General features: G+C 41.8%; 26 protein-coding genes. 8 read left to right on the top strand and 18 right to left on the bottom strand.

Going from position 1 to position 25,482, the window contains the following annotated elements; genetic code table 11:
• Positions 1 to 39 precede the first annotated feature (39 nt).
• The 3 genes from pyc to ACP8HG_RS10875 all read right to left on the bottom strand — a co-directional run bounded on the left by pyc (position 40) and on the right by ACP8HG_RS10875 (position 5,015).
• Positions 40 to 3,477: a pyruvate carboxylase gene (gene pyc / locus ACP8HG_RS10865; protein WP_187045464.1), complete on the bottom strand. Its 3,438-nt coding sequence runs from the start codon at positions 3,475 to 3,477 to the stop codon at positions 40 to 42.
• Positions 3,478 to 3,495: 18 nt separating this feature from the next.
• Positions 3,496 to 4,659: an FtsW/RodA/SpoVE family cell cycle protein gene (locus ACP8HG_RS10870; RefSeq protein WP_067211561.1), complete on the bottom strand. Its 1,164-nt coding sequence runs from the start codon at positions 4,657 to 4,659 to the stop codon at positions 3,496 to 3,498.
• Positions 4,660 to 4,721: 62 nt separating this feature from the next.
• The gene (locus ACP8HG_RS10875; protein ID WP_067211564.1) at positions 4,722 to 5,015 is read right to left on the bottom strand and encodes a YlaN family protein; all 294 of its coding nucleotides are present in this window, start codon (positions 5,013 to 5,015) and stop codon (positions 4,722 to 4,724) included.
• A 31-nt stretch (positions 5,016 to 5,046) separates the two neighbouring features.
• Here ACP8HG_RS10875 and ACP8HG_RS10880 point away from each other — a divergent pair, with 31 nt between their 5' ends.
• The 3 genes from ACP8HG_RS10880 (at position 5,047) to ACP8HG_RS10890 (ending at position 6,129) form a co-directional block, all read left to right on the top strand.
• On the top strand, positions 5,047 to 5,259 hold the full coding sequence (locus tag ACP8HG_RS10880) for a hypothetical protein (protein ID WP_156476075.1): 213 nt from the start codon (positions 5,047 to 5,049) through the stop codon (positions 5,257 to 5,259).
• 152 nt (positions 5,260 to 5,411) lie between these two features.
• Positions 5,412 to 5,912, top strand: coding sequence for a peptidyl-prolyl cis-trans isomerase (locus ACP8HG_RS10885; RefSeq protein WP_187045465.1), 501 nt, complete (start codon positions 5,412 to 5,414; stop codon positions 5,910 to 5,912).
• Between the two features lie 13 nt (positions 5,913 to 5,925).
• On the top strand, positions 5,926 to 6,129 hold the full coding sequence (locus tag ACP8HG_RS10890; RefSeq protein WP_067211571.1) for a YlaI family protein: 204 nt from the start codon (positions 5,926 to 5,928) through the stop codon (positions 6,127 to 6,129).
• Positions 6,130 to 6,942: 813 nt separating this feature from the next.
• On the opposite strand, the gene ACP8HG_RS10895 is transcribed toward ACP8HG_RS10890, so the two are convergent.
• Together ACP8HG_RS10895 and typA are read right to left on the bottom strand one after the other, a co-directional pair.
• Entirely contained in the window at positions 6,943 to 7,290 is a 348-nt protein-coding gene (locus ACP8HG_RS10895; protein ID WP_067211573.1) for a YlaH-like family protein, read from the bottom strand.
• 170 nt (positions 7,291 to 7,460) lie between these two features.
• Complete coding sequence (typA, locus tag ACP8HG_RS10900; protein WP_067211576.1) at positions 7,461 to 9,290, bottom strand: translational GTPase TypA; 1,830 nt, start codon at positions 9,288 to 9,290, stop codon at positions 7,461 to 7,463.
• Positions 9,291 to 9,389: 99 nt separating this feature from the next.
• Here typA and ACP8HG_RS10905 point away from each other — a divergent pair, with 99 nt between their 5' ends.
• Positions 9,390 to 9,575: a YlaF family protein gene (locus ACP8HG_RS10905; protein WP_067211578.1), complete on the top strand. Its 186-nt coding sequence runs from the start codon at positions 9,390 to 9,392 to the stop codon at positions 9,573 to 9,575.
• A 66-nt stretch (positions 9,576 to 9,641) separates the two neighbouring features.
• Here ACP8HG_RS10905 and ACP8HG_RS10910 read toward each other — a convergent pair whose 3' ends face one another.
• Positions 9,642 to 10,436 carry an inositol monophosphatase family protein gene (locus tag ACP8HG_RS10910; RefSeq protein ID WP_067211581.1) on the bottom strand — a complete coding sequence of 265 codons (795 nt, stop codon included), beginning with the start codon at positions 10,434 to 10,436 and terminating at the stop codon, positions 9,642 to 9,644.
• Positions 10,437 to 10,554: 118 nt separating this feature from the next.
• Positions 10,555 to 10,752, bottom strand: coding sequence for a hypothetical protein (locus ACP8HG_RS10915; RefSeq protein ID WP_067211583.1), 198 nt, complete (start codon positions 10,750 to 10,752; stop codon positions 10,555 to 10,557).
• A gap of 159 nt (positions 10,753 to 10,911) precedes the next feature.
• Here ACP8HG_RS10915 and ACP8HG_RS10920 point away from each other — a divergent pair, with 159 nt between their 5' ends.
• A complete protein-coding gene (locus ACP8HG_RS10920; RefSeq protein WP_067211585.1) occupies positions 10,912 to 11,541 on the top strand; it encodes a YktB family protein in 630 nt (209 codons plus the stop codon).
• Positions 11,542 to 11,805: 264 nt separating this feature from the next.
• On the opposite strand, the gene ACP8HG_RS10925 is transcribed toward ACP8HG_RS10920, so the two are convergent.
• From ACP8HG_RS10925 to ACP8HG_RS10955, 7 genes are all read right to left on the bottom strand, one after another.
• Positions 11,806 to 12,087, bottom strand: coding sequence for a UPF0223 family protein (locus ACP8HG_RS10925; protein ID WP_067211588.1), 282 nt, complete (start codon positions 12,085 to 12,087; stop codon positions 11,806 to 11,808).
• A gap of 24 nt (positions 12,088 to 12,111) precedes the next feature.
• Positions 12,112 to 13,068 (bottom strand): NAD(P)H-dependent flavin oxidoreductase, encoded by a 957-nt coding sequence (locus tag ACP8HG_RS10930; RefSeq protein WP_067211590.1) that lies wholly within the window; start codon positions 13,066 to 13,068, stop codon positions 12,112 to 12,114.
• 191 nt (positions 13,069 to 13,259) lie between these two features.
• The gene (gene lpdA, locus ACP8HG_RS10935) at positions 13,260 to 14,672 is read right to left on the bottom strand and encodes a dihydrolipoyl dehydrogenase (protein ID WP_067211592.1); all 1,413 of its coding nucleotides are present in this window, start codon (positions 14,670 to 14,672) and stop codon (positions 13,260 to 13,262) included.
• Positions 14,673 to 14,675: 3 nt separating this feature from the next.
• Positions 14,676 to 16,025: a dihydrolipoamide acetyltransferase family protein gene (locus ACP8HG_RS10940; protein ID WP_340740457.1), complete on the bottom strand. Its 1,350-nt coding sequence runs from the start codon at positions 16,023 to 16,025 to the stop codon at positions 14,676 to 14,678.
• A 30-nt stretch (positions 16,026 to 16,055) separates the two neighbouring features.
• Positions 16,056 to 17,033 carry an alpha-ketoacid dehydrogenase subunit beta gene (locus ACP8HG_RS10945; protein WP_187045468.1) on the bottom strand — a complete coding sequence of 326 codons (978 nt, stop codon included), beginning with the start codon at positions 17,031 to 17,033 and terminating at the stop codon, positions 16,056 to 16,058.
• Between the two features lie 3 nt (positions 17,034 to 17,036).
• Entirely contained in the window at positions 17,037 to 18,152 is a 1,116-nt protein-coding gene (gene pdhA / locus ACP8HG_RS10950) for a pyruvate dehydrogenase (acetyl-transferring) E1 component subunit alpha (protein ID WP_067211600.1), read from the bottom strand.
• A 266-nt stretch (positions 18,153 to 18,418) separates the two neighbouring features.
• A complete protein-coding gene (locus ACP8HG_RS10955; RefSeq protein ID WP_342538807.1) occupies positions 18,419 to 19,060 on the bottom strand; it encodes a YkyA family protein in 642 nt (213 codons plus the stop codon).
• 136 nt (positions 19,061 to 19,196) lie between these two features.
• Here ACP8HG_RS10955 and def point away from each other — a divergent pair, with 136 nt between their 5' ends.
• The 3 genes from def (at position 19,197) to rnjA (ending at position 22,096) form a co-directional block, all read left to right on the top strand.
• Entirely contained in the window at positions 19,197 to 19,754 is a 558-nt protein-coding gene (gene def / locus ACP8HG_RS10960; protein ID WP_067211605.1) for a peptide deformylase, read from the top strand.
• A gap of 462 nt (positions 19,755 to 20,216) precedes the next feature.
• Complete coding sequence (locus tag ACP8HG_RS10965) at positions 20,217 to 20,426, top strand: DNA-dependent RNA polymerase subunit epsilon (protein WP_067211608.1); 210 nt, start codon at positions 20,217 to 20,219, stop codon at positions 20,424 to 20,426.
• A gap of 2 nt (positions 20,427 to 20,428) precedes the next feature.
• The gene (rnjA, locus tag ACP8HG_RS10970) at positions 20,429 to 22,096 is read left to right on the top strand and encodes a ribonuclease J1 (RefSeq protein WP_187045469.1); all 1,668 of its coding nucleotides are present in this window, start codon (positions 20,429 to 20,431) and stop codon (positions 22,094 to 22,096) included.
• Positions 22,097 to 22,848: 752 nt separating this feature from the next.
• On the opposite strand, the gene ACP8HG_RS10975 is transcribed toward rnjA, so the two are convergent.
• The 4 genes from ACP8HG_RS10975 to ACP8HG_RS10990 all read right to left on the bottom strand — a co-directional run bounded on the left by ACP8HG_RS10975 (position 22,849) and on the right by ACP8HG_RS10990 (position 25,414).
• Complete coding sequence (locus ACP8HG_RS10975; protein WP_067211613.1) at positions 22,849 to 23,508, bottom strand: potassium channel family protein; 660 nt, start codon at positions 23,506 to 23,508, stop codon at positions 22,849 to 22,851.
• 304 nt (positions 23,509 to 23,812) lie between these two features.
• Positions 23,813 to 24,265, bottom strand: coding sequence for a TlpA family protein disulfide reductase (locus ACP8HG_RS10980; RefSeq protein WP_187045470.1), 453 nt, complete (start codon positions 24,263 to 24,265; stop codon positions 23,813 to 23,815).
• Between the two features lie 84 nt (positions 24,266 to 24,349).
• A complete protein-coding gene (locus ACP8HG_RS10985; protein WP_067211617.1) occupies positions 24,350 to 24,892 on the bottom strand; it encodes a peroxiredoxin in 543 nt (180 codons plus the stop codon).
• 198 nt (positions 24,893 to 25,090) lie between these two features.
• Complete coding sequence (locus ACP8HG_RS10990; protein WP_067211620.1) at positions 25,091 to 25,414, bottom strand: hypothetical protein; 324 nt, start codon at positions 25,412 to 25,414, stop codon at positions 25,091 to 25,093.
• Positions 25,415 to 25,482: the final 68 nt, after the last annotated feature.

The raw sequence follows: 25,482 nt of genomic DNA on the forward strand, positions 1-25,482 counted from the left end.
AGAGCACCCGAATATAATTCGAGTGCTCTTGTTTTTATGTTAGTGCTCCAGTTCAACGAGCAAATCACCTGTAGCTATCGATTCTCCTGCAGCCACATATATTTCTTTTACTATACCATCGAAAGGTGCTTGTATCGTTGTCTCCATTTTCATAGCTTCTGTGATGAGCAAATGTTCTCCTCTTTTCACTTTCGCTCCCTTTGAGACTGCAACTTTCAAAACAGTTCCCGGCATAGTAGCAGCAATATGCGCAGCATTTGAGGTATCCGCTTTTTGTTTCCTAACTGCGACGGACTCTACACTCATATCTTCAATAATCACTTCACGCGGCTGTCCGTTCAATTCGAAATAGATGACTCTTGTTGCATCCGATTGCGGTTCGCTAATCGACACTAGCTTAACAATCAACGTTTTCCCTTTTTCAATCTCTACTTCGATTTCCTCGCCGAGACGCATCCCATATAGGAATTCAGGTGTATCAATAACAGATACATCACCGAACTGCTTATTCGTTTGCGAATATTCTTCGAAAACTTTCGGATAAAGGGCATAAGAAAGTACTTCATGGCTAGTAACTGGACGTTCCAATTTCACATTCAATTCATCCCGTAGCTTTTCAAAATTGACATCTTCCAATAGTTCTCCAGGACGTACAGTAATCGCTTGGCGTTCTTTTAAAATGATTTTTTGAAGTTCTTCTGGGAATCCACCATATGGTTGGCCGATATATCCTTCGAAAAACTCAATAACTGATTCCGGGAAGTCGATGGACTTTCCGCGTACAAGGACTGACTTTTCGTCAAGTTCGTTCTGTACCATAAACAAGGCCATATCGCCAACAACCTTCGATGAAGGTGTCACTTTCACAACATCTCCGAATAACAGATTAACGCGAGAATACATGCTCTTCACTTCTTCCCAGCGCTCACCTAGACCTACCGCTTTCGCTTGTTGCTGTAAGTTTGAATACTGGCCACCAGGCATTTCATGTACATAGATTTCCGAATGCGGACTCATCATGCCACTTTCAAAGTGCTGATAATACTTCCGAACATCTTCCCAGTAGTACGATAAGTCTTCAAGTGATTTCACGTTTGCACGTACATTGCGTTTACCGCCTTGCAGCGCGTAGTGTAGCGAACTTGCCGACGGTTGTGAAGTTAGACCTGCCATTGATCCTAAAGCCGTGTCAACGATGTCTACGCCAGCCTCAATCGCTTTGGCATACATATAGATACCGTTTCCACTCGTATCATGCGAATGTAGGTGAATTGGAATGTCCACTGTTGCTTTCAATTCAGAAACTAGTCGATAAGCCGCCTCCGGTTTTAAAAGACCTGCCATATCTTTGATAGCAAGAATGTGGGCTCCAGCTGATTCAAGATCTTTTGCCATCTCTTTATAATAATTAACCGTATATTTCGCTCGGGAATCGTCAAGAATATCTCCTGTATAACAAATTGCCGCTTCGGCAACTTTCCCCGCATCCCGTGTTGCATCAATTGCAACTTCCATGCCTTTAATCCAGTTCAAGCTGTCGAAAATACGGAAGACATCAATCCCAGCATCCGCTGACTTTTTAACAAACTCACGGATGACATTGTCAGGATAATTTGTATAACCTACGGCATTTGCGCCGCGGAATAGCATTTGGAAAAGTACATTTGGAATTTGTTCTCGCAGTTTTAACAGCCTGTCCCAAGGATCTTCTTTCAGGAACCTATAAGCAACATCGAATGTTGCTCCGCCCCACATTTCATAAGAAAACAGGTCAGGCATCAGTCTTGCCGATTCAGCCGCAATTGACGTCATATCGGAAGTACGCACCCGTGTAGCCAACAATGATTGATGTGCATCGCGGAATGTTGTATCTGTCAAAAGTACATCGTCTTGCTCTTTAATCCATTTGATAAGCCCTTCAGCACCACGTTCATCCAAAATTTGTTTTGTACCCGGTTTTGGCGGTGTAAGAAGGTCAATTATCGGTTTTCTTACAGGATGTAGAACCGGCTTAGATTGTTTACCGATTCCCGGGAATCCATTAACAGTCACATTACCAATATAATTCAACATTTTCGTCCCACGGTCTTTGCGGTTCGGGAACAGGAATAATTCAGGTGTTGAATCAATAAAACTCGTATTATAGTTACCTGTTAAGAAGTTTTTGTGCTTCACAACATTCTCAAGAAACGGGATATTTGTTTTGATGCCACGAATCCGGAATTCCTGTAAATTCCTGTCCATTTTGGAAGCAGCTTCACGGAAAGTCATACCCCATGTAGATACTTTAACAAGTAATGAATCATAGTACGGCGTGATGATAGCCCCTTGGAAACCGTTCCCCGCGTCAAGACGAACACCGAATCCTCCACCCGATCGGTAAACCGATAATTTACCAGTATCCGGCATGAAATCATTCAATGGATCCTCCGTTGTCACACGGGATTGGATTGCATATCCGAATAACGGAATCTTGTCTTGTGTTGGTATGCCTGTTTCAGTAGCGTGAAGGTTTTTCCCGTCTGCAATATGAATTTGCGCGTGGACGATATCGATACCCGTCACCATTTCAGTAATTGTATGCTCAACTTGAATACGCGGATTTACCTCGATGAAATAAAATCGGCCATCCGATACGAGAAATTCTACGGTTCCCGCATTTTTATAATTAACATTTCGCATCACCTTTACTGCCGCATCGCAAATTGCTTCCCGTAATCCGTCTTCAAGTGAAATCGAGGGTGCTATTTCGACGACTTTCTGATGGCGACGCTGAATTGAGCAATCCCGCTCGAATAGATGAATGACATTTCCATATGTATCTCCAAGTATTTGTACCTCGATATGTTTTGGTTTATCGATGTATTTCTCGACATACACTTCATCAGATCCGAATGCAGATTTCGCTTCTGACCGCGCACGTTCAAAAGCCTCGTTGACTTCTTCCGCAGAATTCACAATCCTCATTCCGCGTCCTCCACCACCAAGAGATGCTTTAATGATGACAGGATAACCATTCGATTCGCCAAACATTGCGACTTCTCCGACTGTAGAAACCGGACCGTCACTACCTGGAATCACTGGAATTCCCGCTTTAACAGCCTGCTCACGTGCTTTTACTTTATCCCCAAACATATCCAGTTGCTTTGAACTTGGGCCGATGAAAATAATTCCTTCTTCTTCTAAACGCCTTGCAAATTCTGTGTTTTCAGCAAGAAATCCATAACCAGGATGGATCGCATTCGCGCCACAATCTTTCGCTATCGCGATAATCCCTTCGATATCGAGATAAGCATCAATCGGCTTCTTACCTTCTCCGACTAGATAAGACTCATCTGCCTTGTAACGATGGAATGACCCACTATCTTCCGCTGAATAAATACCCACCGTCGGTATATTCAATTCGGTACAAGCGCGAAAAACTCGTATTGCTATTTCTCCACGGTTGGCTACAAGAATTTTCTTAATCTGTTCCATCACAAGGCACTTCCTTTTCTAATTGTTTTTTTCATATTTTACGAACATTGAGACATTCGTTAATATTCCTAAAGCTAAAGATAACAGAATAACAGATGTACCGCCATAGCTAATAAACGGCAAAGTAACTCCTGTAAGCGGTATCAACCCCGTCAGGCCACCCAAATTAACGAATGTTTGAATTCCTATCATACTTCCAATTCCCGCCGCAAGCATGCGCGCATGGGGATCTTTTGCCTGAAGCGCAATAGATAAAGCCCTTAAGACGATGAAACCGAGTCCCCCTATTACGATAATAGCACCAAGAAGGCCTAATTCTTCTGAAATCACCGCCATAATGACATCTGTTTGCGGCTCTGGTAAGTAGCCCATTTTTTGAATAGAGTTACCAAGACCTCTCCCTTGCAAACCTCCAGAACCAATGGCAATATAGCCGTTCGCAATCTGATAGCCAGACCCTTGGATATAATCGAATGGGTTCAGGAATGATAGTATACGGCCAGCCCTACCTGGGGTCATAATCGATTCCCATTTGAAATAAAGGACAAGCGCAGCAAAGACAAGACCCACAGAAATTATCCCGCTAATTTTCATAAAGGTTCTTTTTTTAATACCGCTTGCTGCTAGGACCGAAAGTGCTGTGATGATTATAATGAACGAGCCTCCGATATCAGTCTCGAGCATAATAGAACCCACTGCTAATACTAAAATGACCACGGGCGGTAATATTGACTGGTTAATATTATCGATTGTGCCAGACTCATATTTTTTTGCAAAAACTCCTGAAAAATAGACAATTAAGACCAATTTCGCAACTTCTGAGGGTTGTAGATTACCAAAAGGCGTTTTTATCCAACTAGTGGCTCCAACATGATCACCTGTACCAACGAAATGGACCAGAAACAACAGAAATAGCATACCTATTACAGCAAAAATCATCAATTTTTTCCGTTTATAATTCTTGTACGGAAAAAAAGCCGCCAAAAAGAAAGCGGGAATGGCAAGTTTTAAATTTAACAACTGTTTTTGATAAAAAGAATCTGCCGGAAGATCATACCTACCTACCGCTACAACCATACTTGAACTGTATATCATGACAAGTCCGAACAGACAAAGTAACAGGTAGACAAAAAACAGTGGGAAATCAAAATAGCGGAATAGCTTTTTAGTATATGTTTTCATAGGGTTACCTCTTTTTCATTAAACAAAAAACTCAAACCATTATGTCAGTTTGAGTTTTCGGCTTATTTTCTCGTATATACTTCATGCAACACTGTCATTTCTTTCTCAAGTAAAGAAAGAATTTCATTGCCTTTCGGACGGTCAATCAAACCTAGCTTTACAGCAAAGTCAATTTCACGAGACAAGCCATACATTTGTGTATCCAACACTTCTTCATAGAGTGGGCACTGCGGCATCGTCAAATGGTCCATCTGTACTTTTATAAGTTGACCAATCTTATCAGCATCAGCTTGAAGTTGCTTCAATGCCTTTTCCTGATACGTTTCCTTATTCGTTTCCTGCAATTCTATATCCATGAGGACGCCCCCATCAAACTTTTATTTCTTAATGGTTATTATCAATAAATTGTATCTTTCAGAACAGGAAAAAGCAAGCGTTTTCCCTTTGGCGTTTTACAAAACAAAAATACAAGTGCTTGTAACAGATGAACGAAGCCTAAATGCGCCACTCCCTGTAGCAACAGTACATAACCTATATCCTTCTCAAACAAAAAATGCCGCCTCTTCAGCCCTTCTTATTGCCAGAGTCGCTATGGACTGATGTTAGGTAGTATTATCTTTATGTTACAACTTATCTATAGGACAAAATTCTCTAGTTTCCTAAGCCATCGAAAAGCAAAAGCTTTTCCTTGAGACATCAAAGCGTTATACTAGAAACAAAAGATAATTTAATTCAAGTAGGGGGATATTCATTTGGAATCAATAATTCCGATTAAAGGAAATGTACGTCATGTCATCACACTTGACCCGACCGTGTGGATTTTCGATGATCGTCGCGTTGATTTGAAAACGTACTTTACAGAAAGTCACATCGAAAAAGATGAACTAGAAGAATATAAAAGAGCTATGGGGAAACATTGGTCCCGTGAAATAATGGAAGGCGCAACGTTCCCGCCTACCCTGGAAACAGAAAAAAAGTTTGAAAAACGAAAAGTCCTTACTGGAACATACGGCATCCAATTGCGTCACTTTTTAAAAATCGCGGAGCCTGCCGAAAATGCACGAACATTAGCATTTGAAACATCAGACGGCGAAAGTCACTCATTCCCACTTACGAAAGTCGATGATATCATTTTCAAATTCAGCGACGAGGGTAAGCCGCTACTTGAGGGCGGGCCCGTGCATGTTGTCTTCAAAGACGGTTCGAACAATGATAATCCGATTCGCAACGTCATTGCGATCCGAGTTGACTGAAGGAGGATTTCCAATGCGTGTAAAATGTGTCATCTGTGACAACGTCGGGCAACTTCCAGACGATTTGCCACTAGCAAAAACACTCCGGAATCGCCCTATCCATACGTATATGTGTCAGGAATGTAATAATCGGATTGCCGAAAAAACGATTGCACGAATCGCAACTGGGAATTTCATTTTCTACCGAAGTTCCCAGTCAATCGAAAAAGATTTCTGAGAAAAGCGTAAGGCGCCTGAAGCCTAGACACTGTTCCGTGTCGAAAACTTATACATTCTTACACATGTGTTGATTAACCAAAGTTAACCACAAAACAACTTAATCAAATACTAGGCGTCCCGAGTACAGTTGCTTTGGATTGAACAACTCCTATACCAGTACCGAGATATCTTAATGTGTAGGGATGCGACTTCGTCGCATTCCTACACATTTTTTCGGTAATCGTATGAGTGTCCTTCATCCGTCGCGCTCCAAATGCATAAGTACACGTAGTGCTGAAGCTTTTTGGGACAAAAGAATAGCTAGCTTCTTATCTGGATAAAGGCCGCCAAAGATACAATTTTGGCGGCTGATGCTTTCTCTATGGTTCTTTCTTTTTTATTTTAAAGAAGTGTCACTTTCTATAAGGCATCACATGATTACATGAATAATCTTTGCTAAAAGTAAGTAAGGAACGCGTTGTACGACGGGCAAGAGTGCCCGTAATTGTATCTTCGGGCACCTACACTCTATATAGAAAGTCATCTATTCTTTTCTTTCAAAGCAGCTACATTTTTCACTTGAACTTTGTAGGAACGCGACAGGCAACTATTCGCAACAGAATTACTGAAAAAAGTGTGGCTAGAAGTGACGGATTCACTTCTAGCCACACTAGGGTCCCTCGGTAAAGGTGTCGTGATTATTCAGCCGAAAGCGAACCGGAAATGATCCAATGAAAATGGATTTCCCTAAGCCCTACTCACCAGTATTTGATACAAATAGATAGTTAATCAACAGACGTGACTTTCTTATATTCTAAAAAAGAAGACTCCATCAGATGATGGAGTCTTCTTTTTTCTCTTTATACTCATTCATCCTGCGCACTCGGTAGATAATTAAAATAAGAGCCGCCACGATGAGAGCCTCCACGATCGGGAGGAAAAAGCCAAGAAACGTCAAAATTAGACAGCCGATAAACAAGAAGGCATAGATCAGCAAAGTCTGTAAAGGCCTCAGTTTTCTAGCAAATCCCAGTTTATAAACAATTGCCGACATGAGGAAGACGAGGGCAAAAAGTACATAACCGGCAGCCGTATAGGAAGGCATCACTTCGTATATAAAGCGTGCAATACCCGACATCTTTCCGAATACGAACTCTGTATCGCCAACACTAGCACTCATTCAACACATTCCCTTCTGTAAAGCTTTTCTATAGGTCGGAATAGTAATAATCCCGTCACTGTTAAAGGACCTCAGAAAGCCGCACCTGACCTATCAGTCGACTAGACCTGTATGAGGTAAGGCACTCAAGATGCTTTCTTTTACTAAGATCACTTATGTTTAAACAGCGATTATTTCTTTTTCTGAACACGTTCGCGTTCGTTTTTATCAAGTATCTTCTTACGAAGTCTGATCGATACTGGCGTCACTTCACAATACTCGTCATCACCCAGATATTGTAACGCTTCTTCAAGCGACATAATACGTGGTTTTTTAGTTGTAACTGTTTGGTCTTTAGAAGCTGAACGTACGTTTGTCGCTTGTTTAGCTTTTGTTAAGTTGATTGTCAAATCGCTTTCGCGCGTATTTTCACCAACAACCATCCCAGCATAGATTTCAGTTCCAGCACCAACGAACATAATACCGCGGTCTTCTAGCTGCATGATGCTGTAAGGCGTAGCTGTACCGTTCTCCATTGAAACAAGAACACCGTTTCTGCGGCCGCCGACTTTACCTTTTGCCATTGGCTGGTAAGAATCAAACGTATGGTTCATAATTCCGTAACCTCTTGTCAATGTAAGGAATTCAGTTGAATAACCAATCAATCCACGCGCAGGTACATTGAATATTAGACGAACTTGTCCATTACCATTGTTGATCATATCAAGCATTTCGCCTTTACGCTCACCAATCGACTCGATAATAGAGCCTGTATGCTCTTCAGGAATATCAATTTGTAAACGTTCGATAGGCTCACAACGAACACCATCTACTTCTTTCACGATTACTGTTGGTTTCGAAACTTGCAATTCAAATCCTTCACGGCGCATGTTTTCAATAAGAATAGAAAGGTGAAGCTCTCCGCGTCCTGAAACAGTCCATGCATCAGGCGAATCAGTTGGATCTACACGAAGAGATACATCTGTTTGCAATTGTGATTGAAGGCGTTCGTCAATTTTTCTTGACGTTACCCATTTACCTTCTTTACCTGCAAACGGGCTATTGTTTACAAGGAATGTCATTTGTAACGTTGGTTCGTCAATGAACAACTCTGGAAGTGCTTCCAGATGATCTGCCGGACAAATTGTTTCACTAACGTCAATGTTCTCCATTCCAGATACCGCAACAAGATCTCCTGCGAAAGCTTCTTGGATATCAACGCGTTTCAAACCAAGGAATCCAGACATTTTCGTAACACGATAGTTTTTGACAGTACCATCACGTTTTATAACGGCAACCGACTGTCCGACTTGCATCGTTCCACGGAAAATCCGTCCGATACCGATACGGCCAACATAATCGCTGTAATCAAGAAGTGATACTTGGAACTGTAAAGGCTCGTCTCTATTATCGATTGGAGCAGGGATATGTTCTAGAATTGCGTCATATAGTACACGCAACGTTTCTTCTTGTGTTGAAACGTCTGGTGATAAGCTTGCAGTACCGTTGAATCCTGATGCATAAATAACTGGGAATTCAAGTTGTTCATCATTCGCATCAAGTTCGATGAATAATTCAAGAACTTCATCAACTACTTCTTCCGGGCGTGCAAATTCACGGTCAATTTTATTAACGACAACGATTGGTTTCAAGTTCTGCTCAAGCGCTTTTTTCAGTACGAAACGCGTTTGTGGCATACACCCTTCGTATGAGTCGACAACAAGAATTACACCATCTACCATTTTCAAGATACGTTCCACTTCTCCGCCGAAATCTGCGTGACCTGGTGTATCCAAAATGTTGATTTTTGTATCTTTATATTCAATTGCTGTATTCTTTGCAAGAATCGTAATTCCGCGTTCACGTTCAATTTCATTTGAGTCCATTGCACGATCATCTACTTGTTCGTTAGAACGGAAGATTCCCGATTGTTTTAAAAGTTGATCGACAAGCGTCGTTTTTCCGTGGTCGACGTGGGCGATAATTGCTATGTTACGTAAGTCACTTCTAAGTTTAGTCATGATTTCACTCCATTATTCTTTTTTCGGTTGATTAACTGTGTTATTATAGCACATGTAAAGATAATTCGAAAACATTTAATTGTAGATGGAGGTATTTTTTTGAAAAACATCAAATGGATTTTCGTTTTTTACTCCATTGCCGCTATCGCTTCAATGTGTGCAATCGGCGTTGCAGTCGGTATGAGCAGCCCCACGATTGCGATTGTAGCCATCGTTGCATTGATTCTAATTATGGGTAACGGATTTAAAACAAAAAAGAAATATAGAGAACAAGGCCTACTTTAATAACATTCTTTTCAAATGTGACGTTTCATGGTAATCGTAGTATTCGATGCCTGTAACGTCCTTTTTTTATTGTTTTAGGTCAATATAGTTTGTCACAATATCTTGATGCAATCCAGGCCTCGCGACTATAAATGTATCCTGCCCAAGAAGGTGCGGGAAATCCCCTTTCATGTTTGTTGCAACTGCACCGACCTCCTGCGCAATAACAATGCCCCCAGCAACATCCCATGGCGACAGCCTCATAGACATGTATGCATCCAACCTACCTGAAGAGACATACGCCAACTCGAGCGCTGCCGAGCCATATGATCTTGTCCCTCTACACGTTCTAATCAGTTCAATAATTTTTTCGTTGTCAACGAAGTGATTCGGAGCCACCCAACTGGCATTAATACCAATAACGGCTTCTTCTAGTGGTGTAATCTCCAATTGCGGTAGCCGTTCATCATTGAAATAAGCCCCTTCATCTTTAGCAGCATGATAAAAATCATCGCGCATTACATCATAAATATAACCAAGCATACCGACGCCTTCTGCATATATTCCGAGAGAGATGGCAAAGTTCCGTTTTTGGTGGATGAAATTCATCGTTCCGTCAATTGGGTCAAGCATCCAAACGACCCCATCAAGCGTCTGAACGACATCGCCAAATCCTTCTTCACCGAGAATCTTATGGTCAGGAAAATCTCTTTTAATCCTGCTGATGAAGAATTGTTCGATTTCTTTATCAATATTTGTCACAAGGTCATTCGCACTCGATTTTGTATCGATATCGATTTGATTGAAAAAAGACACGCGAATTTTATGACCCGCTTCTTTTATCAACGACTTTGCATAACGATCAATAATTCCCCACTTCATAAAGCCACCCCTTCCAAACGACTATCTATAGTACACTATATCGAAAAAGGCATCCCATTACACTATCCCTGTTTCTAAAGGATGTGTATGGATGCCTTTTCTGGTCCGACAATCAGAATCATGCGAAGCCATTAAGTATCTCCAGCTCACGGTGAATTTCCATAAGCCTATGCTTGCTTTTCATTTTTTGCTTTGCATCATCTTCTTGCACAGCATCGAAAAGTGTTGCAAGTTCATAATCGAGTTCTAGGTTAAGTAGCTTCACATATTCTTTCTCTACATCGGCTTTGCGAATAACATGGACGACTTGTTTCATAGTTGACACCCCTTTTTCAGTATATAGTCCAAATTTTCCGTTAGTTATACTTAAAATATGCTACGACCAGAGTTCGCTCTAGTTATAAGCCTTGTTACTAAAGATTGTTCCCCTTTTTCTGTTATGATAAACGTGTAAATGTAATTGGGGGTAATGAAAATGGTTGGTCTTTTTTGGGAAAAAGATGATTTTGATGTATTTTCAATTGAAGGGCTAGAAAAGCGGATGGAAGCATTGCAAAATCGAATCCAACCCAAGTTTGGAACTCTAGGTATGCATTTTGCGGACCGCCTTTCAGCACATGGGACTGATGAGTTTTTTCCACATGTCGCAAAACACGCAAGACGGACAGTAAATCCACCAAATGACAGTTGGGTCGCCTTCGCACCTGCTAAACGGGGCTACAAAGCATTGCCTCACTTTCAGATTGGCTTATGGGGGTCACATTTATTCATTATTTTAGCGGTAATTTATGAGAATTCAGATAAAAAAGGGATTGCCGAGCGTCTAGATAGCAAATTGGATGTTTTAACTAGCCTCCCTGGTACTTATATCGTTTCTGGTGATCATATGAAACCCGAAGCTACAACTATCGAACAAGCGGGGGACGTTGGACTCGAACAACTTTTAGAGCGGTTACAAACTGTCAAAAAAGCGGAGTTCCTTGTCGGTCGGCATTTACCAAGTGAAGACGCCGTTAAACTTTCCACCGAAGAATTCATGGCATTTGCAGAAGAGACTTTTGACCAACTGCTACCTGTTTATGATGTAGTCATTAATAAACAATAAAAGCGTAAGCGCCTTGGTAGACCCACAAGCGCTGGAAGGCCTTAAGAGAAAGGCGCTCTTTGCCTTTAACTTAAGGCCTGATGCGACAGGGGAAGGCAGCTTAGGATCGCGACATCCTGTCGCAACAAGGAGGGATGCAGTTTCAATCCCTCCCCACTGCATGACCCACGTCGTGTGTGCCCAGGGGCTAGGCGCTGGAGTCTAGATACTGCTCCAGGTGAAAACCTTATACTTCTTAGCTTTAGATAAAAGGAATGCTCCCGCTTAACGCGAGGGCATTCCTTTTATTATTTCTTCACCACTTGTATCTTTCGCCATTTGAACAACACGGTAACAGACGTAACCGCTCGCTTCCTCAAATTCCTTGCACAATGTTTTTTCTTCCGCCATGGAAGGAACCACTTTTTTGAATCCCCGATATGCCTCCATCAGTTTTTCTCCTGCAATTCCTGATTCATATGCTTTTTCAACCGCCTCATAAAATGCCGCTACTGCGATAATTTCTGTGGTCGACCAATCATGCCTAATTGGATAATTATAATCCATGCTAATTCGCTCCCTTTACTCTCTTTAGTTCCATCTTTTACGAATTGTTTCCGCCTCATTCACCATACGCTCAACTAATTCTGCAACGGATGGTACATCGTTAATAAGCCCAGCAACCTGACCCGCCCATCCATAACCATTATTGGCATCTCCATCATGAATAAAACGGCGATTCGCTTCGCCACTGATTAAATCTTTCATCGCTTCATAATCAGCATTTTTAGCTTCCATGTCAATTATTCTCTTCGTCCAACTTCCCGCTAAGGCTCGAGCGGGTGCTCCTAGTGTTCTTTTAATAACAGTCGTATCGGTTTCACTACTTGCAAGAAGTAGATTGATATAAGCTTGAGATGCATGGACACACTCTCTCGTCGCAATGAATCTTGTTCCCATCTCAATCCCCTCGGCGCCTAATGCCTGAGCGGCCATCCAACCGCGACCATCCCCGATACCACCGGATGCAATAACTGGGATTGAAACAGCATCGACAACTTGTGGAACAAGTACCATCGTTCCGATATCGTCACGCCCAAGATGTCCCCCACCTTCTTGTCCAACAACCATAACTGCATCAGCTCCGAGTGATTCCGCTTTCTGAGCCTGCCTTTTTGCAGCAACTAGCACAAGCTTTTTAACGTTGGTATTTTGAAGTTGGGCAAAAAATGGCGCGGGATTCCCACCCGTTACCGACATTACTGTAACGCCTTCCTCCAGTGCAGCTTCCACCATATGGGCATATGGACGTCCATGTTGTCCAATCGCAAAGTTCACGCCGAACGGTTTATCAGTCAGCGTTTTTACTTTTTTAATTTCAACGCGCAGTGCATCTGCTGAATCCAAACTCATTGCCGTAATTTGTCCAAGTCCACCTGCTTCCGAGACGGCAGCAGCAAGTTGGGCATAAGCCAAGTAAGCGAGTCCCCCTTGAATGATTGGATAATTGATATCGAGCAGTTCCGTTATTTTTGTTTTCCATTCCATTTGAATGCCTCCCCCGTTACTCCACTGACACTCTTCTTCATCCCCATCTACTAAACCTGCAAACAAAAGGCAGAAAAAGCTAGGTCACACGGATCCACATACCTGTTTCATAGTCCGATTCAAACTAAAAAAACCATCTACGAGGATATCTTGCTACCTCATAGACGGTCTTAATCACTGACTCTAGAAAATTATTTCGTAATCATATGAATTGGTTTACCCAAAGCGACTTCAGCCGCTTCCATTGAAATTTCACTCAATGTTGGGTGAGCATGAATTGTCATTGCAACATCTTCAAGTGTCATTCCTGCTTCGATTGCAAGAGCAAGTTCAGCGATCATATCTGATGCACTTTCACCCACAATTTGCGCTCCAAGTAGAAGCCCGTCTTCTTTACGTGATACAAGTTTGACGAAACCTTCAGAAGCATCAAGTGCAAGTGCACGTCCATTAGCTGCAAACGGGAATTTCCCTACTACTGTTTCATAACCTTCTTCTTTTGCCTGTTGCTCGTTCAAGCCAACAGCTGCAAGTTCAGGATCAGTGAAACAAACGGCAGGAATCGCCAAGTAGTCAACTTCAGACTTCTCGCCTGAAATTGCTTCTGCTGCAATTTTAGCTTCATAAGAAGCTTTGTGTGCAAGCTGAAGACCTGGAACGATATCACCGATTGCATAGATATTTGGAATGCTTGTACGGCATTGTTTGTCGACTTCGATAAGACCACGCTCAAGGAACTTGATGCCCATCTCTTCTAATCCGATTTCATCCGTATTTGGACGACGACCTACAGTAACAAGTACGTAATCAGCTTCGACTTTCTTCTCTTCTCCGCCTACTTCGTATGTAACTGTAACGCCAGTAGCTGTCTCTTCAACGCCTTTTGCAGACGCTTTAACAACAACTTCGACGCCTTTTTTCTTCAAGCCTTTTTTAACGATTTGTGTCATTTGTTTTTCAAAACCTGCAAGAATGTCATTGCCGCCTTCAATAATCGTTACTTCAGATCCAAGATTTGCATATGAAGATCCTAGCTCAGTACCGATATAACCGCCACCGATAACGACAAGTTTACCCGGTAATTCTGTAAGACTCAAAGCACCTGTTGAATTGATGACGCGTTTCGTAAATTTGAATGTCGGGATTTCAATCGGACGTGAACCCGTTGCAATGATTGCATTTTTGAATTTATATGTTTGCGCAGAACTTTCGTCCATCACACGTACTGTGTTGCTATCGACGAAATAAGCTTCACCTTGAACATAATCAACCTTGTTGCCTTTAAGAAGTCCTGCAACTCCGCCAGTCAACTTGCTGACTACGCTATCTTTGAACGCTTGCGCTTTAGTGAAATCTAGTTTCACTTCTGTTGCTGTAATTCCCATTGAATCGGAATTTTTTGCATTGGCATAACGATGTCCAACAGCAATTAGCGCTTTAGAAGGAATACATCCTACGTTCAAGCACACGCCACCAATATCGCCTTTTTCAACAACGATTACTTTTTGGCCCAATTGTGCCGCACGGATTGCTGCGACATATCCTCCCGGTCCAGAACCTACGACAAGTGTATCTACTTCGATTGGAAAGTCTCCTACTACCATTGTTTACGCCTCCATTAATAAAAGTTCCGGATTTGCGAGCAATCTCTTAAGGTGATTCAGCGCGTGTTGTGCAGTAGCGCCGTCGATCATCCGGTGATCGAATACCAATGACAATGCTAACATAGGTGCCGCTACAATTTCACCATTTTTCACAACTGGCTTTTCTGCGATACGACCAATTCCAAGAATTGCAACCTCAGGATGATTAATGATAGGTGTAAACCATTGTCCTCCTGCAGACCCAATATTCGTGATGGAACAAGAAGCACCCTTCATTTCAGCAGGTGATAATTTACCATCGCGTGCTTTTACGGCAAGGCTATTGATTTCATCAGAAATTGCGAAGATTGATTTACGGTCTGCATGCTTGATAACCGGAACAAGAAGTCCGCGGTCAGTGTCCGCAGCGATACCAATATTGTAATAATGCTTCTGAACAATTTCTTGTGTAGCATCATCGAGTGAGCTATTGAACGCTGGGAATTCACGCAATGTCGACACAAGTGCTTTTACGACATAAGGCAAATACGTCAGTTTGATATCTTTTTCTGCAGCAATGTCTTTGAACTTTTTGCGATGTGCAACGAGTTCGGTAACATCCACTTCGTCAAGCAACGTAACATGCGGAGCAGTGTGTTTTGAATTGACCATCGCTTTTGCAATTGCTTTTCGGATTCCAGACATTTTTTCGCGTGTTTCAGGGAAATCGCCTTCAAGATGAACTGGAGCCGGAGCCGAAGTTTCTTGTGCAACGCTTTCAGCTTGACCATCTTGATCCGCCACTGCCGGAGTTGCCGCTTTTGTTTGTCCACCATTCTTGAATGACTCGATATCTTCTTTCAAGATGCGGCCGTTTTTGCCTGATCCTGCAACTTGCTGAATTTCGACACCTTGCTCACGCGCAAATTTACGCACGGAAGGCATTGCAATAATGCGGCGATTCGGATCGACGTCTGTTTGTGCTTGCACACTTGCAGTCGGGGCAGCTACTGTTGTAGTTGCTTCTTCCTTAGGCGCCTCTTCTTTTTCAATCGGTTGACTCGCTTCAGCTGTTGCTTGAACTTGTGCTTCAGTTTCTGCGTTGTCATCCTCTTCAGATTTCACATTTTCATAACCAGGTGCATCGAAGCGAATCAATACATCCCCTACGACTGAAACTGTTCCTTCGGAAACGAGTATTTCTTCAACAGTACCCGTAACCGGTGATGGAATTTCCACAACTGCTTTATCGTTTTGGATTTCAAGAAGTATGTCATCTTCATTGATCTTATCGCCTTTAGCGACGAACCATTTTACGACTTCACCTTCATGGATTCCTTCTCCGATATCTGGTAAACGGAATTCAAATGCCACGTGATTCACCCTTTCTTAATTGATACCTTTTTAGAACGTCAATACTTTTTTAGCTGTTTCAATAATATCTTTCGCATTCGGAAGCCAAGCATTTTCACCTTGCGCAAATGGATAAATAGTATCCGGTGCAGTTACGCGAAGAACAGGTGCTTCAAGGCTTAGAATTGCGCGTTCTGTAATTTCAGCTACGATATTCGCAGCGATTCCTGCTTGTTTCTGCGCTTCTTGTACAACGATTGCACGGTTTGTTTTTTCAACAGATGCAATGATTGTTTCGATATCCATTGGTTGAATTGTACGCAAGTCGATAACTTCTACAGAGAAGCCTTCTTTTTCAAGCTCTTCAGCCGCTTTCAAGCTTTCGTGAACCATTGCGCCGTACGTGATAATTGAAAGGTCTTTCCCTTCACGTTTCACATCCGCTTTCCCAAGTGGAATCGTGTACTCTTCTTCAGGAACTTCTTGTCTGAATGAACGGTACAGTTTCATATGTTCAAGGAAGATGACCGGATTGTCGTCGCGGATTGCAGAAATCAGTAACCCTTTCGCGTCATATGGAGTTGAAGGGATAACTACTTTCAAACCAGGCTGTGAAGCTACGAGACCTTCAAGGCTATCAGCGTGCATCTCAGGTGTTGCTACGCCGCCTCCGAATGGTGAGCGGATTGTAACAGGTGCATTGAAACGACCTGCACTACGGAAACTCATGCGCGCAAGTTGACCACTAACTGAGTCAATTACTTCATAAAGGAAACCAAAGAACTGAATTTCCATAACTGGACGGTAGCCTGTGAATGCCAACCCGATTGCTAGTCCACCAATACCAGATTCTGCAAGCGGTGTATCGAATACACGCACTTCGCCAAATTCTTTTTGCAAGCCTTCAGTTGCACGGAAGACTCCTCCGTTATTTCCAACGTCTTCACCGAAGACGAGGACGTTTTCATCATTTTTCAGCTCCGTACGTAGAGCATCAGTTATTGCTTGAATCATCGTCATTTGTGCCATCGGTTACTTCGACTCCTTCTCTGTGTAAATGGCTAGCTGTTCCTGCAAGTTGTATGGCAGGTCGCCTTTGTACATGATGTTGATAAAATCGCTTACTTTTTGTTTAGGAGCTGCATCAGCTATTTTGATTGCTTCTTTAATTTCTTCTTTAGCGCGTTCAATTACTACGTTTTCTTGTTCTTCATTCCAGATACCTTTTGCTTCTAGGTATGTACGGAAACGGATTAACGGATCGCGTTTTTCCCACTCGCTGTCTGTTTCTGAAGTACGGTAACGCGTAGGATCGTCTCCTGCCATAGTATGTGGCCCGTAGCGGTAGCAAAGCGCCTCGATTAGTGTTGGTCCATCGCCATTGATTGCGCGCTCGCGTGCGTCACGTGTAACCGCATACACCGCAAGAGGGTCCATACCGTCAACAAGAACACTTGGTATACCTGCTGCAATACCTTTTTGTGCAAGCGTTTTTGCAGCTGTTTGCATGTCACGTGGAGTCGAAATAGCAAATTGGTTATTCTGAATGATGAAGATTGCTGGAGAACGATATGCTCCTGCAAAGTTAATCCCTTCATAGAAGTCACCCTGCGATGTACCACCGTCACCTGTGTATGTCATAGCAACTGCTTTCGTTCCTCGTTTTTGGAAGCCAAGTGCAATGCCTGCTGCTTGAATATATTGTGCACCGATAATGATTTGTGGCGGGAATACGTTGACGCCTTCTGGAATATTACCACCTTGGAAATGGCCGCGTGACCATAAAAATGCCGTTGATAACGGTAATCCGTGGAATAACATTTGTGGAACGTCACGATAACCTGGAAGGATGAAATCCTCTTTCTCAAGTGCAAATTGTGAAGCAAGTTGTGAAGCTTCCTGCCCCGCTGTCGGTGCATAGAATCCTAGACGTCCTTGACGGTTCAACGAAATTGAACGTTGATCCAAAATACGTGTATATACCATACGAGTCATTAACTCAATGAGTTCTTCATCGGATAAATTCGGATCTGCATCCTTATTAACGATTTCGCCTTCTTCGTTCAAGATCTGGAACATTTCAAACTTTTCTTCAATCGCGTGAAGTGTTTCCACCGGATCGAACTGCTTGTCTTTTTTGGCAGCCATTTCGGCAACTCTCCTTTATAACTGTATTATGAACCATTAGTGTATTGATTGGTACAATCTATTCCCTTCACAGTATATCTAATCAGAACTGAATGGTCAAACATAGTAATCGCATGTACCTTTGCAGATAATAGCTATTAGAATTGATTGTCATTACCAAACTGTATTAGCACAATAAGACGTCTGTATTATAATAGAATACCATTTTCCCGTACTTTATATTTATAGAAAAAAGCATAGAATTAACTCTACTGCCTCACTACTGCTTATTCTTCTTTCTGTAAATTAGAGAAAGTGTCGTCCTTTAACACATTCACTTTGACCGTCGCATCATTAAAAGAGATAACTGCTGTATGGACTAACTCATTCTGTTCATTCACTTCGCCGACCTTATCCTTAAGTTCCTTTAGTTCAACTTCCTCAGCAACAAGCATTCCGTATAACTCCTCTTGAAGACTGGTAAGTTTTTTATATTCAACAACAAAGGCTGAATGGAGCTCATATCGGTTAGTTACAGCTTCTTTCAGTTCTTCTATACTTTTTTCAACAGTTCCATCTGTTTGTTCAATGATTGCATCGAGTTCGTCCACGGATTTGCTTGCTTTACTTATGGACTTTTCTTCTCCTTCTATATGAGTAAGTCGTTGTCCCAGCAATTCTTCAAGCTCAGCTACCTTTATTTTCAGCTCACCTAACTGTTGGTGCGTCAACTCCATCGTCTGATTGAATAATTCCTGTTCCGATTTTTCAAGCTCCGTCAATTCAGCTTGCGCATCCTTATATGCTTGTTCGGCATTATTCATCTTTGTTATAGTAGCTGACAGTTGCGTTTTAATCGTCGAGTCAGAACTACACCCTGAGAGCACCAAAGTTACCGCTAATATGTATCCAATGATAGATTTCTTCAAAATTGCCGACCTCCAATTTCCCTCTACACTATAACGTTTTATATTTCACTATTCAACTTCGCGTTCAATTTCTTCCACCCCTATTCACATTCGTTTATACTATTGAATAGAGTAAAACCGAAAGGAAGATTGCACGATGATTTTAATGGAACATATTGTTAGGGAAGGACACCCTGCTCTCCGCAAACGAGCCGAAGAATTAAGTTTCCCATTGTCCGATGTTGACCGGAAACTTTGCGAGGATTTGATGGGGTACGTTATAAATAGTCAAGATTCCGAACTGAGTGAAAAGTTCGACCTCCGCCCTGGAATCGGCCTAGCCGCACCACAATTGGATAAATCGAAAAGAATATTTGCACTCCATATTACAGATGATGTTCAACAAGCAATTAGTTTTATTGCTGTTAATCCAAAAATCGTCAGTCACTCTATCGAAAAAACCTATCTTCCTTCAGGTGAAGGCTGCCTGTCAGTAGATCGCGATGTAGAAGGATATGTACCTCGTTATGCACGGATTACAATTAAAGCCTATGATCCCGATGGCCATGAATTCAAAAAAAGATTGAAAGGACTTGCCGCTATTGCTTTTCAACACGAACTTGATCACTTGAATGGTGTCATGTTCTATGACCATATTGATAAAGAAGTACCTTTTAAGGATATTCCCGGTGCCACCCCACTTGTTCGCGATTGAAATGTTTTCTGTGTAAACAGAGCGAAGTTGAACGGAATCTTTATATCCTACATGCTCCTAGAGTTTGTTCAGTTTGTAGTATGGTGCCAAGTGTGTGGTACCAGCTACTGTCTCAATTTGAAGGGCAGTAGCTGATACAACCCCCTCCCCCCATGTTACTGGTGATTACTTGGATCTTTCGACTACGCTTTTAAATAACGGATGGATATTTCGGCTATGCCGAAAATCCCGCTTGACACAATGTTCTGAATATAGTATAATGATTTCGAGGAGTGATGTCGCCATGTACAAACGCCTAAAACGAAAATGGTTGAAACGGCTAAATGGCATACTCGGAAAAAAAACTATCGCTTAATTATGTTAAGTCCGCCATCAAATTGGTGGGCTTTTCTTTATTTTAAAGAGGTGTCATGCTAATATAAAGAGAATCAGTTCAAACGAACGTAAAAAGGAGAGCAAACGATGATTTATAAAATCTATTATCAAGATAACTTGCTTCAAATACCAGTCCGTGAAAATACGAAAAGCATGTACATCGAGGCGGACTCGGAAAGGTCAGTCCGTGCGAAGTTGAAAGATCGTGCTTTTAACATCGAATTTATCCAACTTCTTGAAGGTGTTCATCTTGAATACGAACAGGCTGCACCCTATTTCGAGCTTGAAGAGGTTTAAGTATGAAATCTATCAAAAACAATGAAACTGCCGTTTTCGCTTTAGGCGGACTAGGTGAAATCGGTAAAAACACATATGGTGTACAATTTCAAGACGAAATTATTCTAATTGATGCTGGTATTAAGTTCCCTGATGACGCATTACTCGGTATCGACTATGTCATTCCAGATTACACATACCTTGAACGTAATGTGGACAAGATTAAAGGCCTATTCATTACACATGGCCATGAGGATCATATTGGTGGTATTCCTTATCTTCTTCGTAAAATTAACGTGCCAGTATATGGCGGAAAACTTGCACTTGGACTTTTGCGTAACAAACTAGAAGAGCATGGTCTGTTACGGACTACGAAGTTGATTCCTTTTGGTGAAGATGACGTTTTCAAGTTTCGTAAGACAGCGGTATCATTTTTCCGGACTACACATAGTATTCCAGATGCATTCGGTGTTGTAGTTAAAACACCTTCCGGTAATATTGTTCACACGGGTGACTTCAAATTCGACTTCACACCAGTTGGGGAACCAGCAAACTTGACGAAGATGGCGAAAATCGGTAGCGAAGGCGTACTTTGTCTGTTATCAGATAGTACAAATGCTGAAATCCCTAACTTCACAATGTCTGAACGAAAAGTCGGCGACAGCTTGAATGAGATTTTCAGAAAAGTTGAAGGCCGTATTATATTCGCGACATTCGCATCAAATATTCATAGACTGCAACAAGTAATTGAGTCTGCCCAGGTATTGGGTCGTAAAATTGCGGTATTTGGCCGCAGTATGGACAATGCCATTACAATCGGTCGAGAACTTGGTTACATCGATGCACCGAAAGAATTATTTGTCGATACCCAATCATTGAATAAGCTGCCGGCCAACAAAGTATTAATTCTTTGTACAGGTAGTCAAGGTGAACCGATGGCTGCACTTTCTCGTATTGCAAACGGTACGCATAGACAAGTTCAAATCCATCCTGGCGATACGGTAATTTTCTCGTCTTCACCGATTCCAGGCAATACACTTAGCATCAATAAAGCTATTAATGCACTATTCCGTGCAGGTGCTGATGTGCTCCATGGTTCTTTAAATAATATCCATACTTCCGGTCACGGTTCGCAGGAAGAACAAAAATTGATGATCAGATTGATCAAACCAAAATTCTTCATGCCGATTCACGGTGAGTATAGAATGTTGAAAATCCATACTGATCTTGCTGTCTCTTGTGATGTTCCTCGAGAGAACACATTCATCATGGGGAATGGCGATGTACTCGCTCTTACACAAGATGAAGCGCACCTTGCTGGTCGGATTCCTTCTGGTGATGTCTATATTGACGGAAGCGGAATCGGGGATATCGGCAGCGTCGTTCTGCGTGATCGCAGAATTTTGTCTGAAGATGGTCTTGTAATTGTTGTAGCAACTGTAGATCTAAAACGCAATCGTGTCGTTTCAGGACCAGATATCATTTCTCGTGGATTCGTTTATATGCGTGAATCTGGTGCAATGATTCACGAAGCACAACAGATGTTATCCAAACAGATGCAGCGCAAGCTTGCAAGCTCGCCCTCAGATTTCGATGCATTGAAAAGTGAAATCATTGATGTTCTCGGACCGTATTTATACGATAAAACGAAACGTAAACCAATGGTGCTTCCTGTTATCATGGAAGTTTAACAAAGCTAAAAACCGTAAACGCCTATAAGCGTTTACGGTTTTTTTATTCATTAACACATCTGTTGATAAACCTAATAGTAACTAGTGAATAACATGATTACCTACTGGGCGCTACGTGTATAGTTGCATTTTCCGATTGCTTTGGATTGAATGACTTCTAAACAATTAACGGGATGTCTGACTGTGTAGGGATGCGACTTTGTCGCATCCCTACACAGTCTTTTCGGTAATCGTATGGTGGTCCTTCATCCGTCGCGCTCCAAATGGATAAGTACACGTATTGCTGAAGCTTTTTGGGACGAAAGAATAGCTTGTGCTTCTTAGCTGGATAAAAGCCGCCAAAGATGCAATTTTGGCGGCTGATACTTTCTATAAAGGTTCACATGATTACATGCATACTCTTTGCTAAAAGTAAGCAAGGAACGCATTGTACAACGTAATAGAGTGCCCGAAATTGCATCTCCGGGCACTGACACTCTCCATAGAATATAATCTATTCTTTTCTTCCAAACGACTGCATTTTTCACTTGAACATTGTAGGTACGCGACAGGCAACTATTCCCAATAGTATTACTGAAAAGAGTGTGGTAGAAGTGACGAAGTCACTTCTACCACACTCGGACCCCTCAGTAAATCTATCATGAATAGTTAGTCGAAAGCGGGCCGAAAATAGTGCAGTGAAAATGAAGGTCTTCAAGCCCTACTCACCAGTATTTCATGCAAGTAAATGATTAATCAACAGACGTGATTCATTAATGCAGTGCTTTCTTTTCAAACTTATGGATTTCCTCATCCGATCCAATGACAATCAGGATATCTTCAAGTCGGATTTTTTCAATTGCTTGAGGAGATACAAGTATATGCTTACCTCGTTTGATGGCAACAATATTGACACCATATTTGGCCCTAATGTCCAAATCTATTAATGTTGATCCAACGAGTTTATCATTCGCCTTTATTTCCGCAATGGAATACTCATCTGACAGTTCAAGATAATCGAGTATATTATTCGATACCATATTGTTCGCAATTCTAATCCCCATATCGCGTTCAGGGTGTACTACCTGGTCTGCCCCAATTTTACGCAACACTTTTTCATGGGAATCATTTTGAGCTTTCACTGTTATTTTTTTCACACCAATTTCCTTCAACATAAGTGTTGTCAAAATACTTGCTTGGATATTTTCTCCAATTGCAACGACTACATGTTCGAAGTTGCGGATGCCTATTGACCTGAGAACAGACTCATCAGTCGTATCGGCCGCTACAGCTTGTGTAGCAATGTGAGCATACTCATCCACTCTTTCTGATGAAATATCGATAGCCATAACATCAGCATCGAGCTCAATTAGTTCTCTTACAATACTCCCACCAAAACGACCCAAGCCAATTACCGCAAATTCCTTTTTCATAGAGCACCCTCCCCTATCCACTTACTGGATTCGATTAGTGTATCACACTGAATTAGCACGCTCAAATATCCATCTATCGTCTAAAGGCGCCACGTCCTGTGGCGACGTCCTCACTAGTACATCCTGTCGCAATAAGGAAGAGATGCTATTCAATCCCTCCCCACTGCATGACCAACATCGTGTGGGTCTTGGGCCTAGATGTAAAATCTCTATAATACAACTTATCTACAACAGTACGTGGTTTTACTATTTCCTAAACAATTAAAAATGCCCGATGTCGCGAATGCGCAATCGGGCTGATTCTTTACTCTTTTTTCATTTCATCTAGTACGCGGTTAACGCGCTTTTCAAGCATTTTCATGCCCCCGCCGCCTGCTTGGAAGTGACGTAACTGGCCGTCTTTATCAAACACATAATAAGCCGGAACATATTGGTTATCGAATTTATCCGTTAGTGTCGCTTCACTATCGACAAAAATCGGTTGAGTAATGTCGTGTTCAGCTGCTACTGATTTGATTTCAACTAGATCTAAATCGTCTTCAGAACGTGGCATATGAACTGCGATGACGTTTAAATCTTCTTTGTATTTGTCTCTAAATTCATTGACTTCAGGCATTGCTTCCTTACATAAGTGACAGCTAACAGACCAGAAATGGATTAGAGTTGGTTTTTCACCGACCAATTCCTCTTTTGTTCTTTCTCCATTCAACCATGCTGTTGCACCTGTAAGTTCAGGTAATTGATCACGTAGTTTCATGCTTTTTCCTCCTTCGTTTTTCAAAAAAATCCCCACTGCTAATATATGCACGGGGACTTCATTTGGTAAAAATTCAACTGTTACTTATAGTGTCTTCTGACCAGGTCTCCAGTTAGCCGGGCAAAGTCCGCCAGTTTGAAGAGCTTGAAGCACACGCAATGTTTCGTCAACATCACGGCCAATATTGTTGTGGAATACTGTTTGGTATTGAAGTTCACCTTCAGGGTTGATGATGAACAGGCCGCGTAGTGCGATACCTTCTTCTTCAATCAACACACCATAGTCGCGTGAAACTTGGTGGTTAGTATCTGCTGCTAGTGGATATTTCAACTGCTCTAAGCCATTATCTTTACGGTCTGTGTTGATCCACGCAAGGTGCGTGTGGATTGTATCCGTAGATAGACCGATAATTTCTGTATCCAAATCTTCGAATTCATCATAACGATCAGACATTGCTGTAATTTCCGTTGGACACACGAATGTGAAGTCCATTGGATAAAAGAATAATACTGTCCATTTATCGTTTTTCATATTTTCTTGAAGGCTTACTTTTCCAAAAGACTTATCTGCTAGTACCGCATCCAATGCGAAATCTGGTGCTTGCTTACCTACCATACGGTTAATCATTAAATAACCCCTCCACTAATTCTTTTGTGCCAGGACAACCGCCTGCACAATCCTTATCAAGACTAACAAAAAAATCGCCCTATTTCAAACGGAGCGCCTTGTCCAAACAGCGCCCTATTCAATATGTGGCAATTCCATGACGTATATACAGTCATTATGTTTACTCTTCTCCCAATTGAGGGAAAAGAGTTGTAAGTGTTATTTACAATTAGACGGTTTCGCAGGCCGTGCTAGGCAATATTCACAAGTTGGATCACTACAAGAGCTCTCACGCCATTCGTCGCACGATGGGCAAAATATGGAATCGTGTTCGTCATTATAATCTAATGGATCAAGGCAGATTTTGCAGTGATTGGGCAGTTCTACTATATTGCGGATCTTTCCATTTTTCATAAGAAAGATGCCTTCGATTTCTTTTTTATCTTCCAACAGATTACCAATCGATTCCCAACTAAGTCCGAGGTCTTCCATTGTCCATTTACGGTCATCCGGGTCCAAATAAATTACTTTCTTTTTTCCCAATCAAAGCCCTCCTTTATTCGCTATATTGTACCATGAAAAGCCAAAATTTCAATTGATGAAGGATGAGT

The organism is Sporosarcina sp. FA15, from assembly GCF_051550195.1.
Classification (GTDB): domain Bacteria; phylum Bacillota; class Bacilli; order Bacillales_A; family Planococcaceae; genus Sporosarcina; species Sporosarcina psychrophila.

Coding starts and splice junctions, on each gene's coding strand:
- ACP8HG_RS10920 (WP_067211585.1), top strand. CDS start 10,912: ATGGTTGGTCTTTTTTGGGAAAAAGATGATTTTGATGTATTTTCAATT.
- ACP8HG_RS10915 (WP_067211583.1), bottom strand. CDS start 10,752: ATGAAACAAGTCGTCCATGTTATTCGCAAAGCCGATGTAGAGAAAGAA.
- ACP8HG_RS10980 (WP_187045470.1), bottom strand. CDS start 24,265: ATGAAACTACGTGATCAATTACCTGAACTTACAGGTGCAACAGCATGG.
- pyc (WP_187045464.1), bottom strand. CDS start 3,477: ATGGAACAGATTAAGAAAATTCTTGTAGCCAACCGTGGAGAAATAGCA.
- ACP8HG_RS10930 (WP_067211590.1), bottom strand. CDS start 13,068: ATGGAATGGAAAACAAAAATAACGGAACTGCTCGATATCAATTATCCA.
- ACP8HG_RS10910 (WP_067211581.1), bottom strand. CDS start 10,436: ATGAAGTGGGGAATTATTGATCGTTATGCAAAGTCGTTGATAAAAGAA.
- ACP8HG_RS10965 (WP_067211608.1), top strand. CDS start 20,217: ATGATTTATAAAATCTATTATCAAGATAACTTGCTTCAAATACCAGTC.
- ACP8HG_RS10870 (WP_067211561.1), bottom strand. CDS start 4,659: ATGAAAACATATACTAAAAAGCTATTCCGCTATTTTGATTTCCCACTG.
- ACP8HG_RS10890 (WP_067211571.1), top strand. CDS start 5,926: ATGCGTGTAAAATGTGTCATCTGTGACAACGTCGGGCAACTTCCAGAC.
- ACP8HG_RS10880 (WP_156476075.1), top strand. CDS start 5,047: ATGGTTATTATCAATAAATTGTATCTTTCAGAACAGGAAAAAGCAAGC.
- ACP8HG_RS10945 (WP_187045468.1), bottom strand. CDS start 17,033: ATGGCACAAATGACGATGATTCAAGCAATAACTGATGCTCTACGTACG.
- rnjA (WP_187045469.1), top strand. CDS start 20,429: ATGAAATCTATCAAAAACAATGAAACTGCCGTTTTCGCTTTAGGCGGA.
- typA (WP_067211576.1), bottom strand. CDS start 9,290: ATGACTAAACTTAGAAGTGACTTACGTAACATAGCAATTATCGCCCAC.
- ACP8HG_RS10925 (WP_067211588.1), bottom strand. CDS start 12,087: ATGGATTATAATTATCCAATTAGGCATGATTGGTCGACCACAGAAATT.
- ACP8HG_RS10975 (WP_067211613.1), bottom strand. CDS start 23,508: ATGAAAAAGGAATTTGCGGTAATTGGCTTGGGTCGTTTTGGTGGGAGT.
- lpdA (WP_067211592.1), bottom strand. CDS start 14,672: ATGGTAGTAGGAGACTTTCCAATCGAAGTAGATACACTTGTCGTAGGT.
- def (WP_067211605.1), top strand. CDS start 19,197: ATGATTTTAATGGAACATATTGTTAGGGAAGGACACCCTGCTCTCCGC.
- pdhA (WP_067211600.1), bottom strand. CDS start 18,152: ATGGCTGCCAAAAAAGACAAGCAGTTCGATCCGGTGGAAACACTTCAC.
- ACP8HG_RS10895 (WP_067211573.1), bottom strand. CDS start 7,290: ATGAGTGCTAGTGTTGGCGATACAGAGTTCGTATTCGGAAAGATGTCG.
- ACP8HG_RS10985 (WP_067211617.1), bottom strand. CDS start 24,892: ATGATTAACCGTATGGTAGGTAAGCAAGCACCAGATTTCGCATTGGAT.
- ACP8HG_RS10875 (WP_067211564.1), bottom strand. CDS start 5,015: ATGGATATAGAATTGCAGGAAACGAATAAGGAAACGTATCAGGAAAAG.